The sequence below is a fragment of the Clostridium sp. D46t1_190503_E9 genome, assembly GCF_015555225.1.
GTDB lineage: Bacteria > Bacillota > Clostridia > Clostridiales > Clostridiaceae > Clostridium.
In genome coordinates this window covers 98,301-111,658 of sequence record NZ_JADNKB010000009.1, presented here as the reverse complement: position 1 = coordinate 111,658, position 13,358 = coordinate 98,301, and the positions used below count along the sequence as shown (strand labels likewise).

Annotated in this window: 11 protein-coding genes and 1 pseudogene; all 12 read left to right on the top strand. The window is 28.4% G+C overall.

The features are described from left to right. Positions 1 to 5: 5 nt before the first annotated feature. The 12 genes and pseudogenes from tkt (at position 6) to I2E83_RS11725 (ending at position 13,191) form a co-directional block, all read left to right on the top strand. Positions 6 to 2,003, top strand: a complete 1,998-nt coding sequence (gene tkt / locus I2E83_RS11780; RefSeq protein WP_195429941.1) for a transketolase — start codon at positions 6 to 8, stop codon at positions 2,001 to 2,003. Between the two features lie 71 nt (positions 2,004 to 2,074). Beyond that, positions 2,075 to 3,550, top strand: a complete 1,476-nt coding sequence (locus I2E83_RS11775; protein WP_195429939.1) for an L-fucose/L-arabinose isomerase family protein — start codon at positions 2,075 to 2,077, stop codon at positions 3,548 to 3,550. 145 nt (positions 3,551 to 3,695) lie between these two features. Continuing rightward, positions 3,696 to 3,875, top strand: a complete 180-nt coding sequence (locus I2E83_RS11770) for a hypothetical protein (RefSeq protein WP_195266514.1) — start codon at positions 3,696 to 3,698, stop codon at positions 3,873 to 3,875. A 1-nt stretch (position 3,876) separates the two neighbouring features. Further along, positions 3,877 to 5,430, top strand: a complete 1,554-nt coding sequence (locus I2E83_RS11765; protein ID WP_195429938.1) for a recombinase family protein — start codon at positions 3,877 to 3,879, stop codon at positions 5,428 to 5,430. Between the two features lie 54 nt (positions 5,431 to 5,484). Further along, positions 5,485 to 6,309 (top strand): annotated as a pseudogene (locus I2E83_RS11760) (sugar phosphate nucleotidyltransferase); the annotation flags it as partial. A gap of 96 nt (positions 6,310 to 6,405) precedes the next feature. After that, on the top strand, positions 6,406 to 6,798 hold the full coding sequence (locus tag I2E83_RS11755) for a hypothetical protein (protein ID WP_195266518.1): 393 nt from the start codon (positions 6,406 to 6,408) through the stop codon (positions 6,796 to 6,798). Between the two features lie 178 nt (positions 6,799 to 6,976). Beyond that, on the top strand, positions 6,977 to 7,591 hold the full coding sequence (locus tag I2E83_RS11750) for a PH domain-containing protein (RefSeq protein WP_195429937.1): 615 nt from the start codon (positions 6,977 to 6,979) through the stop codon (positions 7,589 to 7,591). A gap of 294 nt (positions 7,592 to 7,885) precedes the next feature. Beyond that, positions 7,886 to 8,962 carry a sporulation integral membrane protein YtvI gene (gene ytvI, locus I2E83_RS11745; protein ID WP_243242200.1) on the top strand — a complete coding sequence of 359 codons (1,077 nt, stop codon included), beginning with the start codon at positions 7,886 to 7,888 and terminating at the stop codon, positions 8,960 to 8,962. A 180-nt stretch (positions 8,963 to 9,142) separates the two neighbouring features. After that, the gene (locus I2E83_RS11740; RefSeq protein ID WP_195266532.1) at positions 9,143 to 9,577 is read left to right on the top strand and encodes an NUDIX domain-containing protein; all 435 of its coding nucleotides are present in this window, start codon (positions 9,143 to 9,145) and stop codon (positions 9,575 to 9,577) included. A gap of 139 nt (positions 9,578 to 9,716) precedes the next feature. Continuing rightward, entirely contained in the window at positions 9,717 to 10,310 is a 594-nt protein-coding gene (locus I2E83_RS11735) for a zinc dependent phospholipase C family protein (protein WP_195266533.1), read from the top strand. Positions 10,311 to 10,523: 213 nt separating this feature from the next. Then, positions 10,524 to 10,883 carry a metalloregulator ArsR/SmtB family transcription factor gene (locus tag I2E83_RS11730; RefSeq protein ID WP_195266535.1) on the top strand — a complete coding sequence of 120 codons (360 nt, stop codon included), beginning with the start codon at positions 10,524 to 10,526 and terminating at the stop codon, positions 10,881 to 10,883. A 16-nt stretch (positions 10,884 to 10,899) separates the two neighbouring features. After that, positions 10,900 to 13,191 carry a heavy metal translocating P-type ATPase gene (locus I2E83_RS11725; protein WP_195429936.1) on the top strand — a complete coding sequence of 764 codons (2,292 nt, stop codon included), beginning with the start codon at positions 10,900 to 10,902 and terminating at the stop codon, positions 13,189 to 13,191. Positions 13,192 to 13,358 lie beyond the last annotated feature (167 nt).

Sequence of the window (13,358 nt, the reverse complement as noted above, 5' to 3'; positions counted from 1 at the left end):
GAAATATGAATAGAGAATTAGATAAGTTATCAATAAATGCTATAAGAGTTTTATCAGCAGATGCAATACAAAAGTCAAATTCTGGCCATCCAGGATTACCACTTGGAGCAGCTACAATGGCCTTTACTTTATGGAGCAAAATGAATCACAATGGAAAAAATCCAAATTGGGATAATAGAGATAGATTTATATTATCAGCAGGACATGGTTCAATGCTTGAATATTCCTTATTACATTTGTTTGGATATGGAATAGGTATAGAAGATATCAAAAATTTTAGACAAGTTGGAAGCTTAACTCCAGGACATCCTGAGTATAAACATACAAAAGGTGTAGAAATAACAACAGGTCCACTTGGACAAGGGATATGTAATGCTGTAGGTATGGCTATTGCAGAAGCATATTTAGCACAAAAGTTTAATAAGGACAAGTTTGATATTATTGATCACTACACATATACAATTGTTGGTGATGGATGTCTTATGGAAGGAATTTCAGGAGAAGCTTCATCATTAGCTGGAACATTAGCTCTTGGAAAATTAATTGCCCTTTATGATTCAAATAATATTTCAATAGAAGGTGATACTGATATCGCTTTTAGGGAAGATGTTGCAAAAAGATATGAAGCATATGGATGGCAAGTTATTAAAGTTCAAGATGGAAATGATATAGATGCAATTTCAAGTGCCATAGATGAAGCAAAAGCAGAAACTTCAAAACCTTCTATTATAATAGTTAAAAATATAATAGGCTTTGGATGTCCTGCAAAGCAAGGAAAAGCATCAGCGCATGGAGAACCATTAGGTGAAGAAAATATCAAAGCATTAAAAGAAAACCTAGGATGGAAGCTTGAGCCTTCTTTCTATGTTCCAGATGAAGTATATGAAAATATGAATAAATATATTAATAAAGGAATAGAAAAAGAAGAAAAGTGGAATGAGTTATTTAATGAATATAAAAATTCTTATCCTGAATTAGCAGATGAATATGTTAAGTGGATAAAAAATGAAGTAGATAAAGATGAATTATTAAATAATGAAGAATTCTGGAGCTTTGATAAAGAAATGGCAACTAGAGAATCTTCAGGAATTATAATAAATAGATTAGCAAGTATTGTTCCAAATTTAATTGGGGGATCAGCAGATTTAGCTCCTTCAAATAAGAGTTATATGAACAATAAAGGAGATTTTTCAGCGGAAGATAGAAGTGGACAAAATCTTCACTTTGGAGTAAGAGAACATGCAATGGCAGCGATATCTAATGGTATATATGCTCATGGTGGACTTAAGATATTCTGCTCAACATTCTTTGTTTTCAGTGACTATATGAAGGGGGCAATGAGATTATCTTCTTTAATGAAGCTACCAGTAACATACGTTTTAACTCACGATAGTATTGGAGTAGGAGAAGATGGTCCAACTCATCAACCTATAGAACAATTAGCAGCACTAAGAAGTATGCCAAATATGGCAGTGTTTAGACCTGCCGATTCAAAGGAAACAGCTGCAGCATGGTATTATGCTTTAACTAATGGTGAAACACCAACATCATTAGTATTAACAAGACAAAAGTTGCCACTATATGAAGGGTGTCCAAAGAGAGCATTAAAAGGTGGATATATAATTAAGGAATCTAAAAAAGAAGTTCCAGATATTATATTAATGGCATCAGGTTCAGAAGTGGAATTAGTGTATAAGGCTGCGGAGAAGCTTTTTGAACAGGGTATTGATGCGAGAGTAGTAAGTATTCCTTGTTTTGAATTATTTGATGCTCAAGATAAGGATTATAAAGAAAGTGTACTTCCAAATAGAGTACGTACAAGATTAGCAGTAGAAGCTTTAACTTCATTTGGATGGCACAAGTATGTAGGGCTAGATGGAGATATAATATCCCTTGATACCTTTGGAGAATCAGGAAATGCAAATGAATTATTTAAGAAATTTGGATTTACAGTAGAAAATGTTGTTGAGAGATCAATAAATTGCATTATTAAAAATAGATAAATTTAAATAAATATCAGTTCATAAGAAATTTAATGTTTAGAATTTACAAAAGTTATTTGGAGGAGATATAAATGAATAATATACCAAAGGTTAAGCTAGGAATAGTAGCAGTAAGTAGAGATTGTTTTCCAATGGAATTATCAGCAAATCGTAGAAAAGCTGTAGTTGAAGCATATAACGGAGAAATATATGAATGTCAAGTAACAGTAGAAAATGAAGTTCATATGAGACAAGCGTTAAAAGATATAAAGGATGCAGGTGTAAATGCTTTAGTAGTTTATTTAGGTAACTTTGGACCAGAAACATCAGAAACATTATTAGCAAAAGAATTTGATGGACCAGTAATGTTTGTTGCTGCAGCTGAAGAAACTGGAGATGACTTAATAGGAGGAAGAGGAGATGCTTATTGTGGAATGTTAAATGCTAGCTATAATCTAGCACTTAGAAATGTAAATGCATATATTCCAGAATATCCAGTAGGAACAGCAGATGAAGTTTCAGAAATGATTGAAGAATTTATTCCAGTAGCAACAGCTTTAATTGGACTTAAAAACTTAAAAATAATTTCTTTTGGACCAAGACCACAAGATTTCTTAGCTTGCAATGCACCAATTAAGCAATTATATAATTTAGGAGTAGAAATTGAAGAAAACTCTGAATTAGATTTATATGCAGCATTTAATGACCACAAAGATGACCCTAGAATTCCAGATGTAATTGCAGATATGGAAAAAGAATTAGGCGAAGGAAATAAAATGCCTGGTATTTTACCTAAGCTTGCACAATATGAACTTACATTATTAGATTGGATGGAAGGACATAAAGGGTCAAGAGAATTCGTAGTATTTGCTAATAAGTGCTGGCCATCATTCCAAACTCAATTTGGATTTGTTCCATGCTATGTTAATAGCAGATTAACAGCTAAAGGAATAGCAGTATCATGCGAAGTTGATATTTATGGAGCATTAAGTGAATATATTGGAACTTGCATAAGTCAAGATGTTGTAACTTTACTAGATATTAATAATACAGTTCCAAAAGATATGTATGAGTCAGATATCAAAGGAAAGTTTAACTATACATTAAAAGATACATTTATGGGATTCCACTGCGGTAATACAGCAGCATGCAAATTAACAAGCTGTACTATGAAAAATCAAATGATTATGGCAAGAGCTTTAGAGCCAAATCAAGAGCCAAACATTACAAGAGGAACTCTTGAAGGAGATATAGTTCCAGGAGAAATAACTTTCTTCAGATTACAAAGTAATGCAGATGCAGAGCTTACTGCATATGTTGCAGAAGGCGAAGTATTACCAGTTGCAACAAGATCTTTTGGGGCAATAGGAATATTTGCAATTCCTGAAATGGGAAGATTCTATAGACATGTGTTAATAGAAGGAAGATATCCTCATCATGGAGCAGTTGCATTTGGACACTTTGGTAAGGCAATCCATAATTTATTTAGATACTTAGGAGTTAAGGAAATAGGCTTTAATCAACCTAAAGGAATGCTATATAAAACAGAAAATCCATTTATAAAATAATATATTAATTTTTTTTATTGCACTATAAAAAGGCTGTATCATATCACCAGATACGGCCTTTTTACTTTAATAAAATAAAATATAAGCATATCCACAAAATGTTATAAATAAAATTCTATATAAACAATTATTATGAGGGATTGGCTTGGTAAATATTAATAATAAAGTTTATTTTGGAGATGAAAACCTGGAGGAATTACTTTATGAAGTAATTAAAAATAAATTATTACAGGTGACACATGATATAAAAAACGGAGATAGTAGTATTATCTTGGATAAAAAGTTAAATCCATCTTTAGAAGATAAAGTAGAGGTGGATAAATAGAATGAAAAAGATATGGAATGTAGCTATATATGCAAGGGTTTCAACAGATAAAAAGGATCAAAGTGAATCTATTCCGGCACAAGTTGGTAATTTAAAAAAATGGCTTTTAGAAAAAGAAATAAGTGATATTAATTCTGTATATAATTTAATCGATATTTATGAAGATCAAGGAACATCTGGATCTACATTCGAAAGACAAGCTTTTATTAGGATGAAACAAGCTATTGAAGATAAAAAGATTAATATGATTCTTACACGTGATTTATCAAGATTTTCAAGAAATTATGTTTTAGCAGGATATTATCTAGAGGATTATTTTAAAGTTAATAATGTAAGATTTGTATCTGTTTTAGATAATGTAGATACAGAAAATGAGTTTAATGATATCATTCCATTTAAAAATATTTTGAATGAAATGTATATTAAGGATTGTAGTAAAAGAGTAAGAAGTGCCTTATTAGAAAGAATGCAAAGAGGTTCATCTATTGCCAGCAAGCCTCCATATGGCTATAAATTTGAGGAATACTATGAGGGAAATCAAAAAACTATAGTATTAGTACCAGAAGGTGGAGAAGCTACAGAGGTTATAAAAGAAATTTTTACATTATATATAAGTGGATGGGGAGCAGGAAAAATTGCTAATTATTTAAATGAAAAAGGCATAGAGCCACCAGCAGCAAGATTAAAAAACTTTAAAAATAAAAAGACTGGGTTATGGAATAGCAATACTATATTTTCTATATTAAAAAATCCTAAGTATGGCGGATATATGGCACAACAAAGATGGAAAAAGGTAAGTTATAAAATAAATCAAGTTAGGGCTACAGATGAAAGTGAATGGATATGGGGAGGGGAGTTCGATGGAATAATAGACAAGAATACATTTAATAATGTTCAAAGGCTACTAAGCGAAAGAAGTAGTGGATATAGATATAAAAATGGGGTTTTGCACCCATTTTCAAGAGTTTTAAAATGTGGGGATTGTAACGGCTCAATGACTTATAAAGCACAATATAAAGGATATAAATGTTCAAATAGTCAAAAAGGTGGGAGTAGGTGTACAGCTCATAGCGTAAAGGAAGATTATTTAATAGAAATCATAAAAGAAAATTTAATAAAGTTAATAGATGAAAATATAGATAAAAACAAATATTATAATCTAATAAAAGATATAAAGATAGACAATAATTTTGAGAAAGAATTACTCACAGTTGAACATGAGTTATCCACATTAGATAATAAATTCCAAAAGTTATATGAGGATAAATTAACAGATTTAATCACAGAAAGAAATTTTAATAATATGGTTAAGGTTATTCAAGATAAACAAGAAAAACTAATTAAAAGAAATAAAGAACTGCATACAATGATTGATAATAGTATTAATAATAATATCTTAGAAATATACAATAATAAAATAAAAAGAATATTAGAGCTTAAAGAAATAGACAGAGAATTTATAGAGGCAGTAGTAGATAAAATTATTGTTACAGAAAATAAAGAAAAGCAAGAAAAAATGATTGAGGTGTATTTTAAGTTTAGTAATAAAATATAAAGTTTGAGTTGTAATTAGTAATATATAAGTATTATAAAAATAGCCTTTATCATTAACAAAGAAACCGCTACATGTATAGGTCTATCTGCTGTTAAGCTTTTGAAGAAAGATGGAGATGCTGTTATGGTTGTATTGCCTTCTGATCATCATATAGAAAACGAGAAGGTTTATATAGAAACATTATCACAAGCTGTGGATATCGCAAATAAAAGACGGGGAATAGTAACACTTGGTATATCTCCAACAAGAGCAGAAACAGGCTATGGGTATATCGAGATGGGACAAAGAATACAATCATCAGAGATACCAACTTATAAAGTAGCTAGGTTTACTGAAAAACCTAATGTGGAAGTCGCAAAAGACTTTTTATTAAAAGGAACTTATTTATGGAATTCAGGAATGTTTGTTTTTAGAGCAGATGTAATATTAAGAGAAATAGAAAAATATCTTCCACAACTATATAAATCATTAATGGAAATATATAAGCATATTGGGGAAGAAGATGAAGAAGAAGTTATTAACGAGCAATATTCATTAATAGATGGAATATCAATAGATTTTGGAGTTATGCAAAAAACTAGAAAGGCTTTCGTTATAAAAAGTGATTTTGTATGGGATGATATAGGAAGCTTTTCAGCACTAAGTAGATATTTAGAAGAAAAGAAAGATAATAAAACAAGTAATAATGTATATTTGCAAGATAGTGAAAATTGCTCTATATTTGGAGATAAAAATTTAATAATTGGATTAGGAATAAAAGATTTAGTTATAGTAGATGCTGGAGATGTTATTCTTATAATGGACAAGAATAAGGATCAGGAAATAAAACATTTACTAAGTGATCTGACTAATAAACCTGAATATGAAGACTACATTTAGAGGGAAGATTGATCTTCCCTATTTTATTTGTAATATTCTATTAATTTTATGATAAAATATACATATAATAGTTAAATTAATTAAGGAGGATTAGATTTGGGTAAAGGAGTAAGCATTCAGTGTAAGAGATGTGATTATAGTGCAACGTTATTTGAAGGGATTGGTTCTAGGACTAAAGACTTCGAAGTGTTTAGAGGAGAGCTTACTAAGAAAAGAAATGACAGTATAGACTTTATATTAAGTAAGAAAAATATTAACAATATAAGCTATTATAATGCATATGTAAAATGTGATAAGTGTGGAAATTTAGCAACAGTTCCTTACGTAGAAATTAATTATGATGATAATAAAATTTTCAAATTAGAGTATAGCTGTGAAATATGTAGAAGTAAATATAAGGTAGTTAGTGAAGATGAGATAGTTAACAGTAGATGTCCAATTTGTAATTACGAGCATTTACAAAATTCTAGAAGTATATTTTGGGATTAATAGAAAGCAAAAAAAGGTTATATTTTTATATGAGTTTTTGTAAATGTATTCATGAATATTTTCTTTTAGATATAAAAATAAATTTTAATAATAAATAATTCGATAAAATAAAATATATATGTGTTATTAAAAAGTTACTATATAAATAAAAAAATTATAAGGATTTGGGAGGGTATATATGTTAAAAAAATTAGCTTCAGATGCTCTAGGACTAAGTGATATAGGAAAAATAATTGATAAAAAGGATTTTAATAAGGTGGATGCAGATGATTATATAATGCATGAAGATGGAGAACAAATATTTTTCCTTATAAAATCAAGAACTGATGAGTATTGCTTCACTAATTTAGCTCTTATCCATGTAGATGGTACTTCTGCTGTAAGTAAAAAGAGACTTGTGGCAAGATATGATTATTATAGAAATGAAATTAGAAATGTTGCTATAGAAACAGCTGGGACTATAGATCTGGATTGTGAAATTAAATTTATTATTGGAGAAACAGCTTTTTCAATAGATGTAGATAAAAATCAAATAGAACAATTAAAGGATTTATATAAATCATTAATTAGAATATCTCATATAATACATGAAAATGATATTATGCTTACTAAATCTGAAGAAACTTTAAAAATAGCAGCCAGTGCTTGTGCATCAAGTAAGGTTGTTGAAGGAAATGCAGCAGAAATATTTAAAGATATAAATGAGTATGCTTTTAATTGGACAAAGATAAGTAGAGAAAATTACATTAAAAAAGATTTTTCTGATGTGTTTAAGAATTATATAAATAACTAATATTAATAACCATAAACTTATTTACTAAATATTAAGTTTATGGTTATTTTTTATATAAGTATTTGTAGAAGTTCATCTATTATTAATGCAATACTTAAATTTATTTAACAATAGAGGATATTAAATTGATTTAAATATTGAATATAATTTTTTATTAAGTCATGATTACATGGATTTTTATTTAAATATATATTTTTTTATAATGAATTCTGAATTTTAAATTAATATTGAAATTATAAATTTAAAATTAAATTTATTTATTGTATAATCAATATAAAATATAAGGAGATTAAGATGATGGGTGTAGAGAAAAAAAGAGAATTTATAATTAATACGCTGTACTTAGCAATCGTTTCTGCAATAATATATATTGCAATTAGATATGGGCTAGCTTGGTTTTTACCATTTGTAATAGGATTTGGAATAGCATTTATATTAAAGCCATTGATAAATCTAATATCAAGAAAATCTGGGGTAAATAGGAAGGCGGTTGCTGGTATTACAGTTTTAATTTTTTATACAACAGTTGGAGCCTTATTTACATTAATTATAGTAAAGGTATTTGTTGCATTAAAGGAATTATTTATTAAATTGCCAGGCATTTATATGACTTCTATAGAACCAGCAATATTTCAGTTATCTAGCGGATTTGAAGATATATTGATAAAATTAGATCCTACTTTAGTGCAAGCTATAAGAGATATTATATCCTCATTTACAGAATCATTAGGAGCTGTAATTTCTAGTATATCATCAGGCGTTGTTGTATTTGTATCATCAACAGTTACTTCTGTACCAACATTTTTTATTATAGTGATATTTTCCATTATTGCATCTTTCTTCTTTGCGATGGATTATACAAATATAACAAGTTTTATAACAAGACAATTTTCTGAAAAAACTTCTAGTTTGATATTTGATGTTAAAGATTATATAGTTGGTACCTTATTTAAATTTGTAAAGGCTTATTCAATAATAATAACAGTAACTTTTATAGAACTAGCTATAGGGCTATCTATATTAAGGATAGAGGGCGCAATTACAATAGCATTATTAATAGCTTGTGTAGATGTACTTCCTGTACTTGGAACAGGTGGGATAGTTATACCTTGGATTATAATAGAATTAATTAGAGGTAATATAGCTTTAGCAATAGGATTAACTATAGTTTATGTTGTTATAACAATAGTAAGAAACGTTTTAGAACCAAAAGTTGTAGGACAGCAAGTTGGGTTGCATCCTATAATAATGTTGATGTGTATGTTTATAGGAGTTAAAATATTTGGATTCCTAGGATTATTTGTATTACCTATAATAGTTATAATATTAAAAAACTTAAATGATAGTGGAAAGATACATATATTTAAATAGGAAGACAATAAAAATTATTATTTAAGAAAATTTAAAAGTGAATTAAGTAATTTATTAAAAGATAGTGAATAAACGATATATTAATATTTATTAAAAGATGTAGATATATGAAAGTATAGATTATTATACTGAATATATCTATTATTTTATAAATAATACCTTTATAAATAGGAGTAGCATATGAAAATTGAATTTTATGAAAAAAATATAGTAGAAAATGAAAAATTACTTTATGCAATAATTGTATCAAGATATAAGAATAAATGGATATTTGTTAAACATAAAGAACGAGATACGTGGGAAATTCCAGCAGGACATAGAGAAATTAATGAAGATATAAATTTTACGGCAAAAAGAGAATTATTTGAAGAAACAGGAGCTAAGGAATTTGAAATATTATACATGAACGATTATTCTTTAGAGATTAATGGAAAGAAAAGTTACGCGGCATTATTCTTTGCTGAAATATATTCTTTAGGAGATTTGCCGGATTTTGAAATAGGAGAAATTAAAGAATTTGATAATATACCTAAAAATTTAACTTATCCAGATATACAACCTAAATTATTCGAAAAAATAAAAGAAGTATTAAAGGTAAATATTAACAAATTATAGATTTAAGGTTATAATGGTTAAGAGAGAAGGCAATTACTAATATGATAATAAGTGGGGCTATATACAAGAAAACATATTTGTTTTTTATCATCTATAGTATTATCATATAGTTAAATAAGAAAAGCGAGGTGAGGAAATTATGATGATGAATACTCACAAAGCTTTAGCACAACAATTTATAAGCAATGTAGAAGAGGATAAAGTCTTTATAATAAATGATGGACATTTTATATGGGGAAACTTAAAACCTGATTCTGTATCAAAGTATAAATTTAAAAAACACTATATAGATGAAAGTTTTGATATGGTTGTTAAAAAGATAGAATTTTTATCCTCATTAACTTTAGATGATATCTATAGTAGATATTCATCTAAAAAATTTAATCAAGAGCTAGGCGTTGTTTGTCATTTTTTATGTGACTTTTTCTGTATTCCACATTTTCAAAGATGGGAATTTAAAAGTGCTAATGCTATGAAGGAACATGTATTATATGAAAATGAATTAAATAAATTTTCTAAGGATTATAATATAAAAAGAGATATGAATTTCCACCTAACATCAGAAGAAATTGGGAAGTATATAATGAAACTTCAAAAAGAATACGAAGGAATAGCCTCATACGAGAAAGATTTACTTTTTGCTAGTCATATTTGTAGTACTGTTGTGAATATGGTATTAAACGAAGTAGTTTTAAATCAAAAGTTAAAAGAGCATATAGCTTTAGTAATATAGAGAGTCAATAGACTCTCTATTTTTTTATATAAGGACAGTATAAAAGCATAAGATTTCGAAAATCTTATTATATAAGAAGTTTAACAGTGTAATATTTGAAAAGTAGATTTATGGAAAATTTTTTTATTTAAAGTTGACACATTTGATGGGAATATCATATAATATTATTAAATAAACATATGAGCAATTGTTCATATGTTGTGGGAGGGAATTATGGAAGAGAATAAATTAGAAAGTTGTAATTGTACAATAATTCATAAGGATGTTGTTGATAAAGTAAGAAAGTCTATACCAGATGAGGAAAAATTATACGATTTAGCTGATTTATTTAAAGCTTTTAGTGATTCTACAAGAATAAAAATATTATGTGCTTTATTCCAGGAAGAATTATGTGTATGTGATTTAGCTGCACTATTGAATATGACACAATCTGCAATCTCACATCAGCTTAGAGTATTAAAATCAAATAGATTAGTTAAGTTTAGAAGAGATGGGAAAGTTATATATTATTCATTATCAGATGATCATATCAAGCATATATTTAATGAAGGATTTAAGCACATTATTGAATAGGAAAGTGGTGAAAAATATGAGTAGTAATGAAATAAAATTAATTTTATCAGGTTTAACATGTGCAAATTGTGCAAACAAAATTGAAACAAGAGTAAATAGTATCAATGGTGTTAAAGAAGCTACTTTAAATTTTACAACATCAACTTTAATTATAGAATTAAATGGGGAAAGACATAATGATGATGTTATAGCAGAAGCAAAAGGGATAATAAATAAACTTGAACCAGGTGTCAAAGTATTTAATAAAAATGAAAATAATATTGTTACTAAAGAAGTTAATAAGTGTACAAGTGGTACGTGTTCAATAGAAAATAAAAGTGATAAAGAAAATCATAATCATGACAATAATCATTCTCATAGCAATTTAAGAGGCGAATCCAATGAGAATTCTCATGAACACTCACATGAACACTCACATGGACATTCACATGATCATTCTCATGGGCATTCACATGATCATTCTCACGGAGAAGCAGTGAGTTTGAAAGAAAACATGAGGCTAATAATAGGAGCAATAGTATATGCAATTGCTTTGATTTCAACTGAAGGATCAATTCTATCTGTAGTATTATTTGCGCTTAGTTATGTATTAGTTGGAGGAGAAGTTGTATTAACTGCTATAAAAAATATCTTAAGAGGAGAAGTTTTTGATGAAAATTTCTTAATGACAGTAGCTACTTTAGGTGCATTCTTTGTAGGAGAGTTTCCAGAAGGTGTAGCTGTTATGTTATTTTATCAAATAGGAGAAGTATTCCAATCATATGCAGTAAATAGATCAAGGAAATCAATTACTTCTCTTATGAATATAAGAGCTGATTATGCAAATATTTTAAAGAATGGGAAAGAAGAAAAAGTTAACCCAGAAACTGTTAATATAGATGATGTAATAATTATAAAACCAGGAGAAAGAGTGCCATTAGATGGTACAGTATTAGATGGAACGAGTTTTGTTGATACATCAGCGCTTACTGGAGAATCAGTTCCAAGAGAAATTTCAATAGGAGAAGATATATTAGCTGGTTTTATAAATACTAATGGTGTTTTAAAGGTAAAAGTAACTAAGAACTTTAAGGAGTCAACAGTTTCTAGAATTTTAGAATTAGTAGAAAATGCTTCTAATAAAAAGGCACCAACTGAAAAGTTTATAACTAAATTTGCAAGAATTTATACTCCAATAGTTGTTTTCTCTGCATTAGCATTGGCAATAATACCACCTTTAGTGATAAAGGATGCAAGTTTTTATGACTGGATTTATAGAGCATTGATATTCTTAGTAGTATCTTGTCCATGTGCTTTGGTAGTTTCAATCCCTCTTGGATTATTTGCTGGAATTGGTGGTGCTTCTAGAAAAGGTATATTAGTTAAGGGTGGAAATTACTTAGAGGCACTTAAAGATGTTAATACAGTTGTTTTTGATAAAACAGGAACATTAACAAAAGGTGTTTTCAAAGTAACCGAAGTAAATAATATTGATATACCTAAAGAAGAGCTAATAAAGGTTGCAGCTATTTCTGAAAGTTTATCAAATCATCCAATAGCACAATCTATAATTAAGGAATATGGAAAAGAAATAGATTCTAATGAATTAAGTGATTACGAAGAGATATCTGGACATGGAATTAAGGTAACTATTAATAATTCACAAGTATTAATTGGTAACTATAAGCTTATGGAAAAGTTCGAAATAAAATATAATAATATAAATTCAATTGGAACAATAGTCCATGTAGCAATAAATAATGAATATAAAGGTAATATAGTAATTTCAGATGAAATAAAAGAAAGTTCTAAATCAGCAATAGCAGGTTTAAAGAGTATAGGTGTATCTCAAACTGTTATGTTAACAGGAGACAATAAATCCGTAGGAGAAAAGGTAGCATCATTAGTAGGTGTTGATAAAGTGTTTGCTGAATTGTTACCAGGAGATAAGGTTGATAAAGTAGAAGAGTTAATTGAAAATAATTCAACTGAAGGAAAGGTTATATTTGTAGGTGATGGAATAAATGATGCTCCAGTTTTAGCAAGAGCAGATATTGGAGTTGCTATGGGTGGTATTGGATCAGATGCGGCTATAGAGGCAGCAGATGTTGTTTTAATGAAAGATGATCCAGAGGCTCTAGTTACAGCTATTAAAGTTGCAAGAAAAACCAATAAAGTATTATGGCAAAATATAATATTCTCATTAGGAGTAAAAGTTCTTGTATTACTTTTAGGAGCTTTTGGTATTGCTAATATGTGGGAAGCTGTATTTGCAGATGTTGGAGTTACAGTAATAGCAGTAATAAACTCAACAAGATGCTTGAAATAATTTCAAATACTATTTTTATTGACAAATTTCAGCATATTCAATATAATAAACTAGGTTGAGAACATTTCAGGCATAAGGGAAGCATACAAGATCATTATCTTGTTTACAGAGCATATTAATAAGGCTTTGTATAAATTTGAGACTTATGTATAACGGATCTGCTACGT